Below are 21,379 nucleotides of genomic sequence, written 5' to 3'. Positions count from 1 at the left end.
GGGTCGCTGCCATTCAGAAACTCCGCTGGCTGGATCGTGACCTGCCGTCTCGCCCAGGCAGCCGCGGCCGCTGTCAGCTGCGCCATGCGTCCGAGGTTTGGACCATGTCGGCCAGATGGAATTCCGCCCCCGGTGCCCATCAGTCCCCGCAGATGCGCCCGGAGTGGAGCGTGGTCTCGAGATGAGCCGACAGCTTTACGGGGTCGTTGGATAAAACCATCATGGGGTGGGGGAAGGCGGTGGTTTGCGACGATTCCTATTCGGAGTGGCATAAAGGGACGCGATCACCTCAGAAGCACCGCCGGGATTGTATCGAGGGGTGCCTCAGATCGCCTTCATATCGCCCTACCCGCCTTTTCCAAGTCCCGGTCGCGGTTGCTACGCCTCCAATCGGAGGCGCCGTGTCGCTACGTCCTCTCTCCTGCCTCGGCGGGCAACCAACAATCGTCCCATTTCCCTGCTGCCCTTATGAAAACCGTAGCCTCGAACGCCTGAACGGGAGCCTAGGATGATCGGCATCATGCGCGGACTCATGCTTACCCTGGCAGCCACCCTGTCGATTTCGGGCGCATGGGGCGCCGAGGGCGAACCCAGCATCGATCTCGCCCTCGTGTTGGCGGTCGACATTTCCCAGTCTATGGAGCCCGACGAGCAGGATCTGCAGCGGCAGGGCTATGTCGAGGCCTTCCGCTCCCCCGACGTGCAGCGCGCGATCCGCCAGGGCCTGCTGGGACGTATTGCAGTGACCTATGTGGAGTGGTCAGGGGCGGAGGAGCAACAGATCCTCGTCCCCTGGACCGTGATCGAGCAGCCTGCGGATGCGCTCGGGTTCGCCGAGCGTCTGGCACGGATCCCGATTCACCGGGCAGGGTATACGTCCATCTCCGGGGCGATCGATTTCAGCCTCGGTCTGCTGCGTGAAAGCGGATTCGATTCGACCCGCCGGGTCGTCGACATCTCCGGCGATGGGCCGAACAACCAGGGCCGCTCCGTGACGGCGGCCCGCGACGAGGCAGTCAGTCAGGGGACCACGATCAACGGCCTGCCGATCATGCTGGAACAGCCCCGAGGCCCTTGGGACATCCCGGATCTCGACCTGTACTACCGCGACTGCGTCATCGGTGGCGCGGGGGCCTTCATGATCCCGATCCGCGAGCGGCATCAGTTTCTCGATGCGATCCGGACCAAGATCGTCCGCGAGGTCTCCGACCGGCGGATGCCCGAAACGTTCGTCCGCCGCGCCCTGGTCGATACGCCGGCGGATTGCTCTGCGGGAGGCACTCACTCCAGAAGGCCAGCCGGGGAATAGCACAGGGCATCACGGCTGCCTGTCATCAATGCGGACGCACCGAACAGGCGCTTTGTTCGCCTTGGGCCGCAAGGCTATGTTCCTGGTTGACAGCCACTGCGGGGAGGCGCATGCCTGCATGACGTTGCCGTCCCGCTTCGGCCCGACGGCGGACCCACTGGAACCTGAACGAAATGCCAAGCGACAGTCACAGTCGATTGCCTCTGCCGTCGCCGGCCCGCGCGGACACCTGATCGCTTGATCGGCTCGCCCGCGACCGGCCCATGACGGCTGGTCGAGAACGAGGTGAGCCATGCAGGACAACACCAACACAACCGAGGTCGTTCGCGATCCCTCCGCCCTCGCGGCGGAGCTGGCCAACGAACACGTCGCCGACATCGCCGAGATTCTGAACGAGCAGCCCACCGAGATCGCCTCGGAGGTGCTTGCCCGCCTGCCGCTCGACCAGGCGGTCGCGGTGCTCGACCAGCCGGAGCTGGAATCGTCCGCCGATGTGATCGCGACCCTGCCGGAGGATCGGGCGACGGACCTCCTGTCCGGCATGTCCGCCGACCGGGTCGCCGAGGTCTTCCGCGAGATCGAGGACCCCCGCCGCTCCGCGCTGCTGGATCGCCTCGACGACGATATGAGGCTCGCGGTCCTGCGGCTCCTGTCCTATCCCCCGAATACGGCAGGCAGCATGATGACCACAGAGTTCGCCAGCGTACCGACCACCTGGTCGGTGGCGCAAACGCTCGATCACATCCGCCGGGTCGAGCGCACGCGCGAGACCGTCTACGCGATCTACGTGCTCGATCCCCGGACGAGGAAGCTGGTCCAGACCGTCTCGCTGCGACGGCTGATCTCGGGCGAGCCACAGGCCCCGATCCTGTCCGTCGCGCGTCCACGCCGCCCCGTGACGGTCACGCCGCTCACTGACCGCGAGGAGGTCGCGCGCATCATCTCCAAGTACGACCTGTTGGCTGTACCGGTCGTGGACAGGGGACAAGTCATCGGCATCGTGACAGTGGACGATGTGATCGACGCTATCGTCCAGGAGAGCACCGAGGACGTGCAGAAGTTCGGCGGCATGGAGGCCCTGACGGAGCCCTATATGCAGATCGGCTTCGGCGAGATGATCCGCAAGCGCGCCGGGTGGCTGTGCATCCTGTTCCTGAGCGAGATGCTGACCGCCAGCGCCATGCAGTTTTTCGAGGGCGAGCTGGAGAAGGCTCTGGTGCTGACTCTGTTCATTCCACTGATCATGAGTTCCGGCGGAAACTCCGGATCGCAGGCGACCTCGCTGCTGATCCGGGCGCTCGCCTTGCGGGAGGTGCGGCTGCGCGACTGGTGGCGTGTCGCCCTGCGGGAGTTGCCCATGGGGGTGACCCTCGGGGCAATCCTGGGCCTGATCGGCATGGTCCGCATTACCCTGTGGCAGCAGCTTGGCTTCTATGACTACGGCGAGCACTGGGTGCTCATCGCCTTCACGGTGGGAGCAGCCTTGGTCGGGATCGTGACCTTCGGCTCGCTGGCTGGCTCGATGCTGCCCTTCATCCTGCAACGGACCGGGTTTGATCCAGCGAGCGCATCGGCTCCCTTCGTGGCCACGCTGGTCGATGTGACGGGACTGGTGATCTACTTCACGGTCGCGCTTGCCATCCTCAGAGGCACTCTGCTCTGAACGAAGCGCATTTTCTTCGACTGAACGAGCCTCCATATCGAGGTCCTTGGGATCCGCCGACGCTATCCCAGGGACGACGCTCTCCCAGGGACGACGCTCTCCGTCCGGCGTAGCCGCATACCCACACGGCTCGCTAGCGTACAATCTTTCGGCCTGCCGCAACCGATCTGAGGAACGGCCGAGCAGGAGGACGAATTATTCGTCAATATCGCCGGCCTGAGAGCTTTCTCCGAGCAGTCAGGATGACTTCACATGACGCCAAAGACATTGCCGCGCCTCCTCTTGATAACGTGCTCAGTGATCCTGTCCATGGGTCCAGCTCGGGCAGAGAGCGGATCAGCGAAGACAAGATGCGAGCGGCTCATCGACGCCATTCGAAACATGCCTCCCGCAGATGCTCATAAGGCTCTGGAGCGGATGCAGACCTACCGCGAGGGCAATCAATACGAAGCCTGCTTTCCCACCGCGCACGCTCTACGGCAGAACTTGGCCACTGCGACTCGAGCTCGCGCGACAAAGCGGAGCGATTGATCTGCGAAACGACGATATTGCTTCGTTAGAGCCACTTTCGGTGAAGCGGATCCGGTTCACCGTCAAAAAGGCGGGCGGGCCCATGAAGAGAGATGATTCCCCGCAAATGGAAGCAGTTCTAGGTTAAGAGGGCCCTCTGGATAGGTCGGCAGTGCCAATGGCTCGCGCAGCTCTTCCACCCGGCAATGCAAATTCCACCAGCGCTCCGTCGACGTCAATTGGCGCGCCATTCGGTTGGCCTACCGCAGCAGCATCGAATCCGTTCCTCTTTTGGTTACAAGGATCGCCTCATGCTTCGCCGGAGCATGACAATGCAGATGTCAAGAAAAGCAAGGCGGGACAACTCGGTCCGCCTTTAGCTCCAACCGAAGTCAGCGCCCCGACGAGCGTCGATCGGTTGATTCACGCCACCATGGGGCGCTTTACCCTTGGGCTCTCGCCCGCAGCACTCTGCCTCGCCTATGCCGACTGGGCCATTCATCTGTGGGTATCGCCGGGCAAGCATCAGCAACTTGCAGAAAAGCGTTTCAGCGACACCTTCCGGTTCCTACATTACGCCTTCCACGTCACTTTCAACACTGAATGCCCCCTTTGTATTGAACAACTGCCGCAAGACCGTCGCTTCCGAAGCGGGGCCTGGCGGCAGCCCCCGTTCAACCTGATCTCTCAAGCCTTTCTGTTGAATCAACGGTGGTGGCACGACGCCACGACAGGGATCCCGGGTGTCTCGCCACACCACGAGCAGGTTGTCTCGTTCATGACGCGCCAGCTGCTTGATGCCGTCTCGCCCGTCAACTTCGTCGCAACGAATCCCAATGTCCTCTCGGCGACCTTCCACGAAGGCGGCCAGAACCTTCTCCGTGGCGCAATGAATTTTTGGGCGGACTGGGAGCATATCGTTGGCAGAAAGCCGCCCGTTGGGACTGAGGATTTCCGACCGGGTGACCAGGTCGCAGCGACAAAAGGCAAAGTCATCTACCGAAACCGGCTTATCGAACTCCTTCAGTACGCACCAATGACCCGTCGGGTTCGAAAGGAGCCGATCCTCATAGTGCCCGCGTGGATCATGAAGTATTACATTCTCGATCTGTCGCCGGGGAACTCCCTTGTCAGATATCTCGTCGAAGCCGGGCATACGGTGTTCATGATCTCATGGCACAATCCAACGATTGAGGATCGTGATCTCGAAATCAATGATTATCTCACGCATGGCATACTCGACGCCCTGAAGGTGATCGAGGCAATTGCGCCCGATGCGAAAGTCAACGCCGTCGGTTACTGCCTCGGCGGGACACTGCTTGCGATCGCCGCGGCATATCTGGCGCGCAAGCGAACGAATATCCTGAATTCGATCACGCTGCTGGCGGCTCAGGTCGATTTCACCGATGCCGGCGAGTTATCTCTGTTCATCGATGACAGCCAACTCAGCTACATCGAGGACATCATGTGGGATCAAGGTTATCTCGACACACGGCAGATGGCGGGCGCGTTTCAGCTTCTGCGCTCCAACGATCTCATCTGGTCTCAGGTGGTGCAGGAATACCTGCTTGGACAGCGTCCGGCTATGACCGATTTGATGGCCTGGAACGCCGACAGCACCCGCATGCCTTATCGCATGCACAGCGAGTATCTGCGTCGGTTCTTTCTTAGAAACGATCTGTTCGAGGGCCGCTACGATGTGGCCGGGCGCCCGGTCGCACTTGGCGACATCCGCCTCCCGATCTTTTCGGTTGCGACCGAGAGGGACCATGTTGCGCCATGGCGTTCCGTCTACAAGATCAATCTGGTCGAGGACACGGACGTGACCTTCGTCTTGACCAGCGGAGGCCACAACGCGGGAATTGTGAGCGAGCCCGGGCACCAGGGAAGGCGCTATCGGATCTCTCATCATCCTGCGGCTGCCCAATATGTCGACCCTGAGACCTGGTATGCGCAAACCGAGTTGCATAATGGATCGTGGTGGCCGGCCTGGAGTTCTTGGTTGGATAGACAATCGCATGGACATGGTCAGCCTCCCCCATTCGGAATACCCGAGAAGGGCGGACCACCGCTTGAAGACGCGCCCGGCCGATACGTTTTTGAATCTTGACGACAGGCACGCCCGCCGCAGAATCCGGGAGAGGATTGTCTCGGAGAACCGCTCATGAGCATGATTGAAAACAGAACGTTCGATGAGCTGCGGATTGGCGACACAGCCAGCATCACCCGTACGTTGACTTTCAAAGACATCGAGCTTTTCGCCGTCATGTCAGGCGACATCAATCCGGCGCATGTCGATCCGGAATTCGCTAAGAGCGACATGTTTCACAGAGTGGTTGCCCATGGCATGTGGGGCGGTGCCCTGATCTCGACTGTCCTCGGTACCAAGCTACCGGGACCTGGAACCATCTATCTCGCTCAGACCCTTTACTTTCGAAAGCCGGTCATCCTCGACGACACCGTCAGCGTGATTGTTAAGGTGGCGCAGAAGAGCGACCATGATCATCGCGTCAGTCTTGAATGCACGGCCCTCAACCAGCGTGGAGAGGTTGTGATCGAGGGCGTTGCAGATGTCATTGCCCCTGTGGAGAAGGTGGCGCGGGAACGGGTAATCTTACCTGCCGTTTCACTTGACACGGAGGGGCATCACGTCCGGGAGTAGTTCAGGGGAAGACCAGACATGGTCATTATGAAAAGAAACCGCATTTCTGGTCGGGTGCGTCGTTCGGGGGATTTATGAAATGGACCCAATTGATCGCAAATGACGGAAGCTGCGCTGATCCGTTGATAGTTCCGCAGGCCTGCAAAGGGCAGGAGGCAAATCCTTGAAAGTGTCTCGTTACTCAGCCTGCAAACTGCGAGTGACCGACCGGCGCATGCCAATGTCTGCCGTTCCACAAGGGAGGAGCGATGATGCCTTGGAGCGTTGCGCAAAAGCTCATTCACTCGCACCTTGTCTCTGGCGAGATGACGCCTGGTGAGGAGATAGGAATTCACATCGATCAAACTCTGACCCAGGACGCCACTGGCACAATGGTCATGCTCGAGCTAGAGGCACTGGGGCTTGATCGTGTGAAGACTGAGGTCAGTGTTCAGTACGTCGACCACAACCTGATCCAAGCGGACTACAAAAACCCTGATGACCATCTTTTTCTTCTGAGCGCATGCCAGCGATTTGGCGTGTGGTATTCCAGGCCTGGAAACGGGGTGAGCCACCCCTGTCATCAGGAGAACTTCGGCAAGCCAGGAAAGACTTTGCTTGGTTCCGACAGTCACACGCCGGCGGCCGGCGCGCTGGGCATGTTGGCCATTGGTGCCGGAGGCATCGAAGTGGCGTTAGCCATGGCAGGAGAACCGTTCTTCACACGCATGCCGGAAATCTGGGGTGTTGAGCTCACAGGCGCGCTGCCGGAATGGGTGAGCGCCAAGGATATCATTCTTGAGATGTTGCGTCGTCATGGCGTGGCCGGCGGACTTGGGCGCATCGTCGAGTATTATGGATCCGGCCTCGGTACGCTGAGCGCGATGGATCGACATGTCATCGCCAACATGGGCGCAGAGCTCGGGGCGACCACCACGGTATTCCCTTCCGATCCGGAGGTTCGTCGTTTCCTGCGTGCCTGGAAGAGGGAGAACGATTGGGTCGAACTTACTGCGGATCCGGGAGCGGGATACGACTTGCACGATGAGATCGATCTCTCGAGCCTGGAGCCTTTGATTGCCATGCCATCGAGCCCAGGGAACGTGCGGCCCGTTCGCGAGGTCGCGGGTCAGCCCATCTACCAGGCCTATGTCGGCTCTTCGGCCAATCCCGGTTTCCGCGACTTTGCCGTTTCCGCCACGATGGTGCGCGGACGGCGTGTTCATGATCGCGTTTCGTTCGACGTCAATCCCACGTCCCGGGCGCAGTTGGAGACCTTGGTGCGCGACGGCCATGTCGCAGATCTCATTCATGCGGGAGCGCGACTGCATCAGGCAGGGTGTAACGGCTGCATCGGGATGGGGCAGGCTCCTGCGACACACGAGCTATCTCTGAGAACGGTGCCCCGCAACTTCCCCGGCCGTTCCGGCACTCGGGAAGACAAGGTGTGTTTGGTAAGCCCTGAGACGGCCACCGCGTCCGCCCTGACCGGCGTGATCACGGATCCACGAACGTTGGGCATTCCTTACTTACGGATCGCAGATCCCGACGACCCCATCGTTAACCGTGAGGCATTCCTCGCACCCTTGGCGCCTGAAGCTGCGCTGCGGGTTGCCCTGCGCAAAGGACCCAATATCGTCTCCTTGCCTCCTTCCGAGTCGTTGCCCGATTCATTGGAAGTTCCCGTTCTGCTCAAAGTGGCAGACGATATCTCGACAGACGAGATCATGCCTGCGGGGAATCGCGTCCTGCCGTTCAGGAGCAACATTCCCAAGATAGCAGAGTTTTCGTTCGAGGGGGTTGATCCGAGCTATGTCGCGCGCGCGAAGCAGGTGCCGGGCCACATTATCGTGGGTGGAGATAACTATGGCCAAGGCTCAAGCCGTGAGCACGCCGCTCTCGGGCCGAGATTCCTTGGTCTGCGCGCGGTCTTTGCCAAGAGTTTCGCACGCATTCATTCGCAGAACCTGATCAATTTTGGAGTGTTGCCGCTGACCTTCGGTGACGCCGCCGATTATGACGACATCCAGATGGGAGATGTACTGCGCCTGATCGATTTGCACCGTTCCCTGGTCATGGGCAATGAGCTTATCGCCGAAAACGTGACACGAAGCCGGAGTTATCGTGTTCACCACTCCATGTCATCCCGGCAGGTGGACGCCGTGCTTCGTGGTGGTCTGGTCAACCGGGTGAAGGAAGCCACTGGTCACTCGACTTGAAACGCTGGAAACGGAGCATGAGAGGGACATCGGATCATCGCGGTAGTTTCTCTTCCGAAGGGTATTGGCGGTTGCAGGTAGCACGCCGATTGCGATTGGAACCGAGGCCGCAAGAGTATTGTCGCGTTGACGCCTAGAGCATCTGACGTGAAAAGTGGAGTCCACTTTTGGGAGTGAATCCGATGCTCCCTCCCAGAGCCTCGAACGCAAAAGTGGGAACCGGTTTTGCGTGAAAAGATGCTCAAGGCTATAGACTAGAGCAGCGCATCGTTCGAGCGGCCCCGAAGGGCCGCGTCCGTGAAAACCGGGTCCCCTGTTCGCGAGCGCGGCCCGCCGGGTCCGAACGATGCGCTAGAGCATCGGACCCGAAAGTGGACTCCACTTTTGGGATCAATTTGATGCTCCTCTTATAGAAAAGCGCATCGTTCTTGCGAAGAACCGGGTCCACTTTCTCGCACGATGCTCCCTTCTTAGATGAGCGCATGGTTCTGGCGATAAACCGGGTCCGCTTTCTTGCACGATGCGCTAGTGCTTGGAACCAGCGTTTGCCTCAACCGCCTCACTGACAGACCATTTCGAAGGTTGAGCTTTTGCGCCACCCTTTTCCTTCTTCGGCTTCTTGGCCTCCCGATTCCCATGCTGTTCGCGGTGTGCCATCACAGAACCTCCCGTGGCTGGAAGACGCGTTTCGTTAAATCCAATGTTCGAGGATCATACTACGGCCGCCGCAGGATAGCATCCGGGATCGCACAGGATGCCTGTCACCTACCGCGCCTCCATTCGCGGCGATGCCCTAAAACTCGACCTGCAACTTGGCCAAGCTTCTCCGCATCCGGGTGGGATGCGGCGATGGTCGTGAGAGCCTTTTGCTTACCTGGTTTGTCCGAACCGAGAATCTCTGAGGGCGAGAACCTCTGAGGGATTGCCGAACGGGCTGACCGGATGACGTCCGGAGAACACAATTCTGCCGCAAACCGAGCTAGATTGACCTTATCAATGAGCGGGAGAGAGCCAGCCTGCTGGCCGCCGAAGGAGCAACCGCCCCGGAAACTCTCAGGCACCCAGGACCGCTTCGTTGCTCGACACTCTGAAAAGTGGAGCGGCTGCTCCCGCCCACGGTGAAAGTCGCGGCTGCCCTGCGCATCGCGACGAAACTCTCAGGCTAACGACAGAGGGGGCTCCGCCGCAGGTTCGCCTGCGGGCCATCGATGGAGCCTGACGCATGCCCTTCTCTGAATATCCGCAAGCCGTGATGCATTCCCTTCGCCGCGACCGCCGGGGAAGAACCCGACGCGGCACGATCCCACGCCCCTGAACAACCGACACGCCACGTCTCATTCCTGAACGTCCGGCTCCGGCCTCCCCGACGCGCTTCGCCTCTCGCGTGACGTGGGAATGAGCGCGGCTGTCCGTTCGAGTGAGCCGCCGCATGACCGTATGTGGCGAAACGATCCCTTTGTCATTCACCGCCAGTGAACGGGTCCGTCGCGTCAGCGTACGCACCCGCATGAATTTCGGATGCTCGCGATGCGCTTCGTTCTTCGCTTCTTCGGCTTTGCAACGGCCTTGGCTTCCCTTGTTCTGGTCAGCGGTTCGCTGGCCGTGGGAATTCTGCTCTGGCATGTCTCCGCCGATCTGCCCGATCACGCAGAGCTCGCGCGCTACGAGCCCGCGATGACGACGCGGCTGCATGCCGCCGACGGGCGCATCATTGCGGAATATGCGCGTGAGAACCGGTTGTATCTTCCCCTCTCGATGGTGCCGCAACGGATCACCGCCGCCTTCCTGGCCGCCGAGGACCAGAATTTCTACGATCACAACGGCATCGATCCCAGGGGCATCGGCCGTGCCGTGCTGGCCAATCTTTCCAGCGGTTCTGACCGCTTGCAGGGTGCCTCGACGATCACCCAGCAGGTCGCCAAGAACCTGCTCCTGTCGCGCGAACAGACCTACATCCGCAAGATCAAGGAGCTTCTCCTCGCCTTCAGGATCGAGGAGACGTTCGGCAAGAACCGCATCCTCGAACTCTATCTCAACGAGATCTACTTCGGCATGGGCCATTACGGCATCGCGGCGGCCGCGTTGGGCTACTTCAACAAGTCCGTGCACGAGCTGAACCTCGCCGAAGCCGCCTATCTCGCTGCTCTGCCCAAGGGGCCGAACAACTATCACCCTTTCCGCCAGCCCGAGGCGGCGGTGGCTCGCCGCAACTGGGTCCTGAAGCGGATGGCCGCCAACGGCTCCATCGAGGCACACGAGGCCGCCGAGTCGATGGCGAAGGCGCTCGTCGTCAATCCGCGTCCGGTCTCGCCGCCCGAGTCGCAGGCCGGTTACTTTGCCGAGGAGGTCCGGCGCGAACTCGCCAACCGCTACGGCGAGGCGACGCTCTACGAGGGCGGCCTTTCGGTCCGCACAACGCTCGATCCCAAGATGCAGGCCGCGGCCCGCAAGAGCCTCGTCGACGGTCTGACCCGCTTCGACGAGACCCGGGGCTGGCGCGGAGCCGAGACGCACCTTGCCGCCATCGACGGCGACTGGGGCGTGAGGCTCGCCCAACTGCCCGCGTTCGAGGACATCCGGCCCTGGCGGCAGGCCGTCGTGCTCGCGGTCGACGCCAAGAGCGCCCGCATCGGCCTGCGGCCTGACCGGGACGCCGGCGGCGCCGTGGAAGCTGCCCGCCGCACGGGACGGATCACGGTTCAGGGCATTCGATGGACGCGCCGGAGCCGCGTGAACGACATCCTGCGGGTCGGCGACGTCGTCCATGTCGAGCCGATCGGGAAGGCATCCGACGAGTACCGGCTGCGGCAGGTGCCCGAAATCTCCGGAGCCCTGGTCGCGCTGGAGCCGGACACCGGCCGGATCCGCGCGATGGTCGGGGGCTTCTCGTTCAGCCAGAACGAGTTCAACCGGGTCACGCAGGCTTGGCGCCAGCCCGGCTCGACCTTCAAGGCGGTCGTCTATGCGGCCGCGCTGGACAGCGGCTACACGCCCTCCAGCCTGATTCTCGACGCCCCGCTGTCCATCGCCCAAGGCCCTGGACAGGCGCCGTGGTCCCCGAGCAACCACAACGGCCGCTACGACGGCCCAACCACCCTCCGCATCGGGCTGGAGCGGTCCAAGAACGTGATGACCGTCCGGCTGGCCCGCGACGTCGGGATGCCGCTCGTTGCCGATTATGCGCGGCGTCTGGGTGTCCAGGACGATCTGCCGCCGTTGCTCGCGATGGCGCTCGGAGCCGGCGAGACGACGGTGCTGCGCATGACGTCCGCCTATGCCATGTTCGTCAACGGCGGCCGCTACATCCGGCCGACCCTGATCGATCACATCCAGGACCGACACGGAAAGACGATCTTCCGGCACGACCGGAGGAGATGCCCAGCCTGTTCCGCCTCCTCCTGGCGCAACCAGGATGTCCCCAGGCTGTCGGATAGGGCAGAGCAGATCATCGATCCGTTGACCGCCTATCAGGTGACCTCCCTGCTGGAGGGTGTCGTCGAGCGCACGCTGCCGCGGGTGTTCTCCGGATTTGGCCGGCCCCTTGCCGGCAAGACCGGCACGACGAACGATGCCAAGGATCTCTGGTTCGTCGGCTCCACGCCGGAGCTGGCAGTCGGCGTGTACCTCGGCTACGACCGTCCGCGCTCTCTGGGCAGGTCCGCCTACGGAGCAGCATATGCCGCGCCCATCGCCCGTGCCTTCCTGAAGCGCGCGCTTGCGGACAGGCCGCGAAGCGCCTTCCGGGTTCCGCCCGGCATCAAGCTGATTGCTGTCGATCCCTTCACCGGAAAACGCAGCACTCCCGACAAGGGCTCGATCCTGGAGGCGTTCAAGCCCGGCACCGAGCCTCCGACTGCGGAACTTCCTCCGGTCGCCGACCGGGACCCGGCCGATCTCCCGGCACGAGAGGCTTACGCCCCTTCCGGCCCCATCTATTTCCGCTGAGACGGGGCGACGCGATGGCACAGCCTCTGTTCACGCTCGCATTCGAGCGGACGCCTGCCCGCATCCGGCTGGCCGCCATCGGGTTTATCGGCCTGTTCGCCGCACTTGCGATGAGGCTCGTTGCGTTCGGCCTAGACCCTGCCGAGCCGCGGGCGGCCTCTCCGGACCTGATCCAGCGGGCACGGCCCGACATCGTCGACCGAAACGGCGTCCTGCTCGCCAAGGAGCTGAAGGCCTTCTCGGTCTACGCGGAACCCCGGCGGATTATCGATGTGGATGAGGCAGTCGAGGGATTGGTCGAGGTGTTCGGCGATCTCGACCCGCACGACCTCCGCCGGAAATTCACGTCGGGGTCGGGCTTCGCCTGGATCAAACGCTCGATTCCGCCCTCGATGGCCGACCGCGTCTGGTCCCTCGGTCTTGCAGGCATCCACCTCCGGCACGAGCCGACGCGGGTCTATCCCAATGGGGCGGCGGCCGCGCATGTCCTTGGGGCGGTCGATATCGACAACCGGGGCCTTGCGGGCATCGAGAAATGGATCGATGCCACGATGGCAATGCATGAACCGACCTCCGTCCGGGCGGGGGCAGAACCCGACGCTCAGCCCGTTCGCCTCAGCATCGACCTCCGGATCCAGCATCTCTACGCCGAGCGCCTTCGCCTTGCTGTGGAAACGTATGGGGCCATTGCCGCCGCCGGGCTCGTCCTCGACGTCACGAACGGAGAGGTGATCGCCCTTGTGTCGCTGCCCGACTTCGATCCGAACGAGCCCGGTCTGGCGCTGCAATCCGATCGCATCAACCGAATGCAGGTAGGCCGCTACGAGATGGGATCGATCTACAAGGCCCTGACGACCGCACTGGCCTTGGAGACCGGGCTGTTCACGCTCGGTTCCACCTTCGACGTCAGCCGGCCGCTTGCCGTCGGCGGCGCTGCCATCGACGATTTCCGCGGGAAGAAACGGGTCCTGACACTGCCCGAGAGCTTCATCTACTCATCGAACATTGCCATGAGCCGCATGGCGCTGACCATCGGCGCAAAGAGGCTCCGGTCGTTCCTGATGACGCTAGGGCAGTTCGACAAGGTCCGGACGGAACTCGCCGAGAGCTCCGCGCCCATCGTGCCATCGCGATGGAGCGACGTCACGACCGCGACCGTCGCGTTCGGGCACGGCATCGCGGTGACTCCGCTCCAGAGCGCCATGGCCGTGGCCGCCCTTGTCAACGGCGGCGATCTGATCACCCCCACCTTCCTCGCGGACCATGGCCTTGAGGCCCGCCTTCGCGCCAGGGACGTCATCAAACCCGCAACCGTCAAAGCCATCCGGGACCTGATGCGCCTGAATGTCGAAGCCGGATCTGCCCGTCGTGCTGCCCTCGATCCGATCCGGATCGGCGGCAAGACGGGAACTTCCGAAAAGGTTGTCCGCGGGATCTATTCCAAGGATAAGGTCATGACCTTTTTTGTCGGCGTCGCCCCCATCGACGCACCGCGCTACTTGTTCCTGACGATCCTGGACGAGCCGCGCGGCCTGCCGGAAACCTTCGGCTTCCGAACCTCCGGGTGGAACGCCGTGCCGGTGACACGGCAGGTCATGGGCGAGATCCTGCCGTTACTGGGGATCCGTCCCGAGACGGTCATCGCCCAATGACCTGCCCCTTCTAGTGGAAACGAGAGAGATGTTCGATACCTTTGCCGCCTTGCTCGACTGGTTCGGGGTCATCGTGTTTGCAACCACGGGGGCCCTGGTCGCCTCACGCAAGCAAATGGACCTGGTTGGCTTCGTGCTGCTCGGCACGGCGACCGGAATTGGCGGGGGGACGATCCGCGACACGCTCATCAACGCGCTTCCGGTCTTCTGGGTAAAGGAACCGGCCTATCTGGTGACCTGCGTGCTGGTTTCGTGCGCCGCGTTCTTTCTTGCCCACATTCCGCAGTCCCGGCTCAAGCTTCTCCTCTGGTTCGACGCAATCGGCATGGCACTGTTCGCGGTAACCGGCGCCGAGAAGGCGCTGCTCGCCGAGGCCAGCCCTATCGTCGCCGTCGCGATGGGCGTGATCACGGCGACCTTCGGGGGGGTCGTCAGGGATGTCCTCGGTGGCGAAAGCCCGGTCATTCTCAGCCGCGAGATCTATGCATCCGCCGCCCTGGCCGGAGCGGCGATCTTCGTTGCCTTGGCGCTGGCGGGGACCACGCGCGAGTTCGCACTGACCAGCGGATTCCTGACTGCATTCGTGATCCGGGCAGCGGCACTCCGCTGGGATTGGTCTCTACCGCGCTATCGCCCCCGGCCAGGTCGGACACGGGACGAGATAAAGCGCTGACGGCCTGGTCAGGCGCCGAATCCATCGCCGAGCCATCCTCGATGGACATGCCTCATTCCCATCGACGTGTTCGGACATGTGAGCCCAACCGTTTCACGTTCGATACTGTTTCCCCCAGCGCATCATGCGAGAAAGTGGAGCTGGTTTTTCGCAAGAACGATGCGCTCTTTCCAGGAAGGGAGCATCGGAGGAAATCCCAAACGTGGATTCCACTTTTCACTTCCGGCGCACTCGCCACTTTGGATTACAGCGGAGCGACGGACTATCCGAAGCATCGCGCGGCACGCGGGCATCACTCCCTGGCCTGGGGCACCAACCCTTGGACGTCCTTGGCTCGATACGCTTCCAGGGCATTCCGACGTTTTTTCTCGTAGTGCTTGGCGAGGCGCAGGTGACGCCAGATGGCGTAGTTCATGGCGATGAGAAAGCCGTAGGTGCCGCGCAGGAAGTGCAGCCGCCCGAAATAGGCCTTGAGAAAGGCGGCCGGGAACTCGCAATAGAGCCGCCAGGTCGGGATCAAGACGCCGCGCACCTCGAGGTCGAGGGCGAGCTGGTCGGTGTAGAGGTTGAGCTTGGCGATCTGGTCGCCGAGCGAGCGGATCGAGCGGTGATGGACCAGGCCCTTGAGCTTGCCGACCCGCGTGCCCGGCTTAAGCTCGACCCGGTCGTGCACCAGCGAGGTCGAGTAGCGCCCGACCTCGCGGTGGTAGAGCCGCACCGGGGCGATCCGGTAGGCCAGCGGATGCGGCGCGGCCTCGCCGGGATAGGTCTCGGCAATGCGGATCCCATAGGCCGGGCGTGGCGGCTCGCCGTGCGCGAACAGCGCCCGGATCTCCGCGCGCAGGGCCGGCGAGAGCTCCTCGTCGGCATCGAGGTTGAGCAGCCAGGGGTGGCGGCACTGCTCCTCGCCGAAGCGCTTCTGCTGGCCGTAGCCCGGCCACGGATTGAACAGCACCCGTGCGCCCAGCTCCTCGGCCAGCGCCTGGGTGCCGTCGGTCGAGCCCGAGTCGATGACCACGATATCGTCCGTCAGGTCGCGCACGGCGCGGATCGTCGCGCCGATCCGGTCGGCCTCGTTCTTGGCAATGATGAACACGGACAATGGCAGCATGGCAACGGCTGCCTAGCCGCCCACGAAAAAGATGGCAAGAGCGTCGGCGATCAATCGTTTAGGGGCCTCTCCTCCCCGCCTTTCCTGAAGAACGAGGCGGAACCGGCCTCGGCTGCGTCATTGATGTCTCGCCATTGGGGATCGAGAAGTGCTATGTGCTTGTCGAACAGAAAAGGGAACCCTGGCAGGTTTAGAAGGGGCAACGATGAGAACCGTGTTCAATGACGCACGCCACTGGCGCCAGCTGCTGTGCATCGTCGCGGTGGGGCTGATTGTCGGCTCCGGGGTGGGCGTTGCCACAAAGCTGCTGGCCCCAGCGATGATTCAGTGGAGGAGCGGTCCTCTTGAAACCGCGAAAGCCGGCCGAGATGCGTCTGGATTGGCTCCGGCGAACTACCAAGCCGGTCGTCGGCGAGCATAATTGTCGCTCCCCGTCGCGTCGCCTAAAAGCTAGACCGCCTTTCCCGCGAAGCGGATCCAACAGCCTATCACTCGGACGACCGCCCCATGATATAGCATTTTGTTATGCCATGGCGGCACCTTATGCCTGGAACCAGTCTCCCATTTTACTGCAAGCTCTGCAGGCAAGTCGCCGTAACCATTCGGCGATAGCCGCTCATCCCTGGAACGCTTCGCGTCATCCGCGGATTTGGCCTAATGGATTCGATACCCCCTTCTTAGATGAGCGCATCGTTTGATTCGGACCCGAAGGGCCACGTTCGTGAAAGCCGGGGCCACTTTTCGCACGATGCGCGAGCGCGGCCCGCTGGGTCCGCACGATGCGCTAGAGACAGCGGTCGGGACGATGGAGATGGCCGTAACAAGCGGGAGCATGACGGAAAGAGGAGCTAAAACAGGCTCCCCTGCTCGTCCTCGTCGCTCGAAAGCGGTTGCTTGGCCTTTGGCTTGCTCTTGCGCACCGGTGCGGTTTCCGGCGCGATCAGGGGCTCCATCAGGCCCGGGTCGTCGTTCTCGACCTTGTTCACACGGCTCGAGACTGGAACCACCTCGAGCCAATCGTCGGGGCACGGTCGCACGAGACGCATGACATTGGTGCGCTCGTCGCGCACGTCGAGCCACGCGCCGATCTCCTCCTCCGAGAGGATCACGGGCATGCGCTCATGCACGGCGGAGAGCGCGCCGTTGGCGTCCGTGGTGACGATCGCGGCAGTATCGATCTCGGCGCCGTCCGGACTCATGTAGGTTTCCCACAAACCCGCCATCGGCATGGGCTTGCGCGAGCGTGGGCGGATCAGGAACGGCGTCTTCTCGCGGCCGTGGCGCTGCCACTCGTAGAAGCCGTCGGCCAGAAAGATGCAGCGCCGCCGTTTCAGGGCGGCCTTGAATGTCGGCTTCGTCTCGAGCGTCTCGCCGCGTGCATTGATGACGAGGGGAAAGTCCTTCGGGTCCTTGACCCAGGACGGCAGGAAGCCCCAGCGTACCAGCATGAAATGCCGCTCACCACGATCCTCCAGCACGATGGGCACGGGCTGCGTAGGGGCCACGTTGTAGCGCGGAGGAAAGTTCGGCTGCTCCGGGTAGCCGAAGAACTCCCGGTAGGTTTCAGGCGGAAGGGTGATCGCATAGCGCCCGCACATGGTTGGTCTCCTTTACCTCCTCATACACCCACTTGTCGTTCCGGGGCTGACACGGCGGCGGCCGCTGCGCTTCCCTTCACCGATGAGAGCTTTTTTCCGCGAAGTGGATATGGCTCTAGAGCATCGGACGCGGGAAGAGCATTTGCACTTTTGGGATCGCACCCGATGCTCCCTCTATAGAACAGCGCATCGTTTGCTGCGAAAAACCGGGTCCCCTTTTTCGCACGACGCGCGAGTCGTTATGGGTCCCCGCCTGCGCCGGGATGACACGACAGTGGGGATGACATGCGCGCGTCAAAGCCATCGTTTCCAACGGAAATAGAGATAGGGCAGCACGGCCGCGAGGATCATGAGGGCGATCGCCCAGGGATAGCCGAACTCCCAATCGAGCTCCGGCATGAGCTTGAAGTTCATGCCATAGAGCGATGATATCAGGGTCGGAGGCAGGAAGATCACCGACATCACCGAGAAGATCTTGATGATATCGTTCTGCTCGATGGTGACGAGACCGAGCGTGGCGTCGAGCAGGAACTGGACCTTGTTGGACAGGAAGGTCGCATGCTCCTCGATGGATTGCACATCGCGCAGGGCGGTGCGCCATTCCGCCTGGTAGCCGCGCGATTTCTGCGGCCTCGGCATGGTGGCGGACAGGAAGAGCAGCAGGCGCTCGACCGAGACCATGCTCTCGCGCACGTTCGAGATCACGTCCGCCTTGCGTCCGATGGATTTGAGGGCCACCCGGAACGAGGCGGTGCGGCGCGTGCCCTTCTTCTCGTTCTCGAAGATCGATTGCGACAGGCGGTCGATGCGCTGCCCGATCGCTCCAAGAATTTCGGCGGCACGGTCGATGATGGTCTCGATAAGACCATCGAGGACAGCCTCCGGCTGATGCCGGCACCCGCCCGGCTTGCCGGAGCGGGTCGTGAACATGCTGAAGGAGCGCGGCTCGCCATAGCGCACGGTCACGAGCGCCCCCTCGGTCAGGATGAACGAAACGTCGATGAGCTTCGGGTTCTCCGTGTCGGAACTGCAGAGCACACGCGCGGTCATATAGCGCGCGTTGTTCTCGCTGTAGAGGATCTCGGACGGCTCGATGTCCGCCATCTCCTCGCGGGTGGGAATCTCGATATTGAGGTGGCGTTCGACGACCCGATCCTCATCCCGTATCGGGTCGATCAGATCGACCCAGAGGGTGTCGTCAGGGATCGGCTCTCCCGGGGGCAGCACGGACCGCACGAGCGACTCTCCTGAGGAAGCCGCTGCCTGAGCCGGTCTATGGATCACGATCATACTCACCTCCGCTCGCCTGGCGATCTCCGGGCGGTCCCTGGATCTCCTTCAGGAGCCCCTCAGGTTTAGAGACCTGGATGCCCGGATCAAGTCCGGGCCTGCGGGAAGTGGATCGCTCCTGCGGTCTCATCGGGACAGCGGCGGCGTATCGTCCGGCACGAAGAAATCCGGCATCAGCGTCTTGCCGGGATCGACGTGGTACTTCTCGAAATCGGTCACGCCCTCGCCGCTCAGGAAAACGTCGTCGATGAGGAAATGGCCGGAGAAGCTCCGCGAGGGTTTTCCGAAGACAGCATAGGCCGCATCGGCCAGGATCTCCGGTGTTCGGCTCGCCTGCACGATCTCCTCGCCGCCCAAAAGGTTCCTCACGGCGCTCGTCGCGATGGTGGTGCGCGGCCAGAGCGCATTGACGGCGATGCCCCTTCCCCGCAGCTCGCCGGCAAGCCCGAGCACGCAGAGGCTCATTCCGTATTTCGCAAGGGAATAGGCCAGATGCGGTGCGAACCACTTCTCTTTCATGTCGAGAGGCGGCGACAGCATGAGGATGTGCGGGTTCTGGGCCTTCTCCAGATGCCGGATTGCATATTTCGACACCATGTAGGTGCCGCGCGTGTTGATCTGGTGCATCAGATCGAACCGCTTCATGTCCGTCACCGGAGTCGGCGTGAGGCTGATGGCGCTGGCGTTGTTCACCACGATATCGAGGCCGCCGAAGGTCTCGGCCGCCTTGTCGATGGCGCCGCTCACCGCCGCCTCGTCGCGCACGTCGACGATGAGCGGCAACGCCTTGCCGCCCGCCTTCTCGATTTCTTCCGCAGCCGTGTAGATGGTTCCGGGGAGCCTGGGATGCGGCTCCGCGGTCTTGGCCGCGATGACGATATTCGCGCCGTCTCTGGCCGCGCGCAGCCCGATGGCGAGACCGATGCCGCGAGAGGCTCCGGTGATGAAAAGCGTCTTTCCCTTGAGGTTCATCGGATCAGCCCGCCAGGGCCAGGTTGGCGTCCTGCAGGAAGCCCGCGCCGCCGAGCACCGCGTCCTCCAGCCCCTTCGCGCCCACCGCGAGGCTCTCCGCGAAGAAGCGGCAGAGCGCGATGCGGCCTGCATGGGCGGGATCCGTGTCGCCGCCGATCATCAGCGCATTCGCCGCGAGCGCGCTTTGCGCCAACGCCGCGCCGCCCTGAGCCAGACCGAAGAGACGCAGGTAGGGCGTTGCCCCCGCCAGGGCCTCGGCGGGCGCATTGGAGGAGACTGACCGGAGCATGTGGCTCGTCGCGCGGTCCAGGCTATCGACTGTATCGCGCAAGCGTGAGGCGGTCGCCCCGAAAGCGGGCGTTCCTTCCTTCAGGAGGCGCATGACGACGGCGCGCATGGAGGCGATCTGCGCGCGCACCGTGTCGCCGCCGGACAGCGGCAGCTTGCGCGTCACGAGGTCGATCGCCTGGATGCCGTTGGTGCCTTCGTAGATCGGCGCGATGCGTGCGTCCCGGTAATGCTGGGCCGCGCCGGTTTCCTCGATGAAGCCCATGCCGCCGTGGATCTGCACGCCGAGCGACGCAACCTCCATGCCGATATCGGTCGAGAACGCCTTTGCGACCGGCGTCAGGAGGGAAGCGCGCTCATGCGCCGCCTTGGCCCGGACCGCATCGCGCTCCAGATGCGCGCGGTCGATGGCCTCCGCCGTCATGTAGCAGATGGCGCGCGCGGCGGCGGTGAGCGCCTTCATGGTGAGGAGATTACGCTGCACGTCTGGATGCTCGACGATGGCACTCGAGCCCTCCACGGCCCCGATGGCGCGGCCCTGGCGCCGCTCGCGAGCGTAGCCAAGCGCCTGCTGATAGGCGCGCTCGGCAATGGCGACACCCTGAAGGCCGACCGCGAGGCGCGCATTGTTCATCATCGTGAACATGCAGGCGAGGCCCCGGTTCTCCTCGCCCACGAGCCAGCCGACGGCGCCGCCGTTATCGCCGAAGATCATCGTGCAGGTGGGAGAACCGTGAATGCCGAGCTTGTGCTCCAGACTGTGGCAGCGCAGATCGTTGCGCGTGCCGTCCGGGAGGATCTTCGGCACCAGGAAGAGCGAGATGCCGCGCGTGCCTTTCGGCGCATCGGGCAGGCGCGCCAGCACGAGATGGACGATGTTGTCGGTGAGGTCGTGCTCGCCGTAGGTGATGAAGATCTTCTGGCCCGTGATCCGGTAGGCGCCGTCGCCGACGGGCTCGGCGCGGGTGCGCAAAGCCGCCAGATCGGATCCCGCCTGCGGCTCCGTGAGATTCATCGTCGCCGTCCATTCGCCCGAGACGAGCTTTTCGAGATAGCGGCTCTTCAGCGCCTCCGAGGCATGCACGGCCATTGCCTCGATCGCGCCATGGGTCAGCACCGGGCCGATGCCGAAGGCCATCGAGGCGGAGTTCCACATCTCCACGCAGGCCGAGTTCAAGAGCGTCGGCAGGCCCTGCCCGCCATATTCGGCGGGGCCGGGAAGCGCGTTCCATCCGGCCTCGGTCCAGGCCCGGTAGGCCTCCTTCCAGCCGGGAGCAGTGGTAACGGCGCCGTCCGCGATGGTCGCGCCGTGCTCGTCCCCCTCGCGGTTGAGCGGCGCGATGACGTCATTGGCAAAGCGCCCGGCCTCCTCCAGGATGGTCCGGGCAAGGTCGACGGAAAGGTCGCCGTAAAGACCATCGGCGACCGCGCGGTCGAACCCCGCCACATAGCGCATGGTGAAGAGGATGTCCGACACGGGCGCACGGTAGGCCATGGCATTTCCTTTC

Annotated in this window: 13 protein-coding genes and 1 riboswitch; of the genes, 8 read left to right on the top strand and 5 right to left on the bottom strand. The window is 62.9% G+C overall.

What is annotated here, in order from left to right; genetic code table 11:
* Nucleotides 1-520: 520 nt before the first annotated feature.
* The 8 genes from AB8841_RS03520 (at nt 521) to AB8841_RS03485 (ending at nt 14,612) form a co-directional block, all read left to right on the top strand.
* Entirely contained in the window at nt 521-1,309 is a 789-nt protein-coding gene (locus AB8841_RS03520) for a DUF1194 domain-containing protein (RefSeq protein ID WP_370434475.1), read from the top strand.
* 292 nt (nt 1,310-1,601) lie between these two features.
* Nucleotides 1,602-2,972: a magnesium transporter gene (mgtE, locus tag AB8841_RS03515; protein ID WP_370434474.1), complete on the top strand. Its 1,371-nt coding sequence runs from the start codon at nt 1,602-1,604 to the stop codon at nt 2,970-2,972.
* A gap of 688 nt (nt 2,973-3,660) precedes the next feature.
* Nucleotides 3,661-5,592, top strand: a complete 1,932-nt coding sequence (locus AB8841_RS03510) for a PHA/PHB synthase family protein (protein WP_370434473.1) — start codon at nt 3,661-3,663, stop codon at nt 5,590-5,592.
* A gap of 54 nt (nt 5,593-5,646) precedes the next feature.
* On the top strand, nt 5,647-6,144 hold the full coding sequence (locus AB8841_RS03505) for a MaoC/PaaZ C-terminal domain-containing protein (protein WP_370434472.1): 498 nt from the start codon (nt 5,647-5,649) through the stop codon (nt 6,142-6,144).
* A 248-nt stretch (nt 6,145-6,392) separates the two neighbouring features.
* Nucleotides 6,393-8,342, top strand: a complete 1,950-nt coding sequence (locus tag AB8841_RS03500; protein ID WP_370434471.1) for an aconitate hydratase — start codon at nt 6,393-6,395, stop codon at nt 8,340-8,342.
* Between the two features lie 991 nt (nt 8,343-9,333).
* Nucleotides 9,334-9,422, top strand: a riboswitch (glycine riboswitch).
* Between the two features lie 447 nt (nt 9,423-9,869).
* Nucleotides 9,870-12,287: a penicillin-binding protein 1A gene (locus AB8841_RS03495; RefSeq protein WP_370434470.1), complete on the top strand. Its 2,418-nt coding sequence runs from the start codon at nt 9,870-9,872 to the stop codon at nt 12,285-12,287.
* A gap of 14 nt (nt 12,288-12,301) precedes the next feature.
* A complete protein-coding gene (locus tag AB8841_RS03490; RefSeq protein ID WP_370434469.1) occupies nt 12,302-13,939 on the top strand; it encodes a peptidoglycan D,D-transpeptidase FtsI family protein in 1,638 nt (545 codons plus the stop codon).
* 28 nt (nt 13,940-13,967) lie between these two features.
* Nucleotides 13,968-14,612 carry a trimeric intracellular cation channel family protein gene (locus AB8841_RS03485; protein ID WP_370434468.1) on the top strand — a complete coding sequence of 215 codons (645 nt, stop codon included), beginning with the start codon at nt 13,968-13,970 and terminating at the stop codon, nt 14,610-14,612.
* Between the two features lie 292 nt (nt 14,613-14,904).
* Here the strand turns inward: AB8841_RS03485 and AB8841_RS03480 are convergent, their stop codons facing one another.
* The 5 genes from AB8841_RS03480 to AB8841_RS03460 all read right to left on the bottom strand — a co-directional run bounded on the left by AB8841_RS03480 (nt 14,905) and on the right by AB8841_RS03460 (nt 21,366).
* Nucleotides 14,905-15,723: a glycosyltransferase family 2 protein gene (locus AB8841_RS03480; RefSeq protein WP_370434467.1), complete on the bottom strand. Its 819-nt coding sequence runs from the start codon at nt 15,721-15,723 to the stop codon at nt 14,905-14,907.
* Between the two features lie 848 nt (nt 15,724-16,571).
* Nucleotides 16,572-17,321 (bottom strand): SOS response-associated peptidase, encoded by a 750-nt coding sequence (locus AB8841_RS03475; protein WP_370434466.1) that lies wholly within the window; start codon nt 17,319-17,321, stop codon nt 16,572-16,574.
* 294 nt (nt 17,322-17,615) lie between these two features.
* Nucleotides 17,616-18,611 (bottom strand): magnesium transporter CorA family protein, encoded by a 996-nt coding sequence (locus AB8841_RS03470; protein ID WP_370434465.1) that lies wholly within the window; start codon nt 18,609-18,611, stop codon nt 17,616-17,618.
* Between the two features lie 126 nt (nt 18,612-18,737).
* A complete protein-coding gene (locus AB8841_RS03465; protein WP_370434464.1) occupies nt 18,738-19,583 on the bottom strand; it encodes an SDR family oxidoreductase in 846 nt (281 codons plus the stop codon).
* Between the two features lie 4 nt (nt 19,584-19,587).
* Nucleotides 19,588-21,366 carry an acyl-CoA dehydrogenase gene (locus AB8841_RS03460; RefSeq protein WP_370434463.1) on the bottom strand — a complete coding sequence of 593 codons (1,779 nt, stop codon included), beginning with the start codon at nt 21,364-21,366 and terminating at the stop codon, nt 19,588-19,590.
* Between the last annotated feature and the right edge of the window lie 13 nt (nt 21,367-21,379).

It is taken from the genome of Microvirga sp. TS319 (assembly GCF_041276405.1).
Classification (GTDB): domain Bacteria; phylum Pseudomonadota; class Alphaproteobacteria; order Rhizobiales; family Beijerinckiaceae; genus Microvirga.
Note: the sequence above shows the minus strand (reverse complement) of the source record. Positions and strands in the feature narration are given on the sequence as shown.

Bases quoted from the DNA above. Each gene is read 5' to 3' on its own strand.
- AB8841_RS03520 (WP_370434475.1), top strand. From the start codon at position 521: ATGCGCGGACTCATGCTTACCCTGGCAGCCACCCTGTCGATTTCGGGC.
- mgtE (WP_370434474.1), top strand. From the start codon at position 1,602: ATGCAGGACAACACCAACACAACCGAGGTCGTTCGCGATCCCTCCGCC.
- AB8841_RS03510 (WP_370434473.1), top strand. From the start codon at position 3,661: ATGGCTCGCGCAGCTCTTCCACCCGGCAATGCAAATTCCACCAGCGCT.
- AB8841_RS03505 (WP_370434472.1), top strand. From the start codon at position 5,647: ATGAGCATGATTGAAAACAGAACGTTCGATGAGCTGCGGATTGGCGAC.
- AB8841_RS03500 (WP_370434471.1), top strand. From the start codon at position 6,393: ATGATGCCTTGGAGCGTTGCGCAAAAGCTCATTCACTCGCACCTTGTC.
- AB8841_RS03495 (WP_370434470.1), top strand. From the start codon at position 9,870: ATGCGCTTCGTTCTTCGCTTCTTCGGCTTTGCAACGGCCTTGGCTTCC.
- AB8841_RS03490 (WP_370434469.1), top strand. From the start codon at position 12,302: ATGGCACAGCCTCTGTTCACGCTCGCATTCGAGCGGACGCCTGCCCGC.
- AB8841_RS03485 (WP_370434468.1), top strand. From the start codon at position 13,968: ATGTTCGATACCTTTGCCGCCTTGCTCGACTGGTTCGGGGTCATCGTG.
- AB8841_RS03480 (WP_370434467.1), bottom strand. From the start codon at position 15,723: ATGCTGCCATTGTCCGTGTTCATCATTGCCAAGAACGAGGCCGACCGG.
- AB8841_RS03475 (WP_370434466.1), bottom strand. From the start codon at position 17,321: ATGTGCGGGCGCTATGCGATCACCCTTCCGCCTGAAACCTACCGGGAG.
- AB8841_RS03470 (WP_370434465.1), bottom strand. From the start codon at position 18,611: ATGATCGTGATCCATAGACCGGCTCAGGCAGCGGCTTCCTCAGGAGAG.
- AB8841_RS03465 (WP_370434464.1), bottom strand. From the start codon at position 19,583: ATGAACCTCAAGGGAAAGACGCTTTTCATCACCGGAGCCTCTCGCGGC.
- AB8841_RS03460 (WP_370434463.1), bottom strand. From the start codon at position 21,366: ATGGCCTACCGTGCGCCCGTGTCGGACATCCTCTTCACCATGCGCTAT.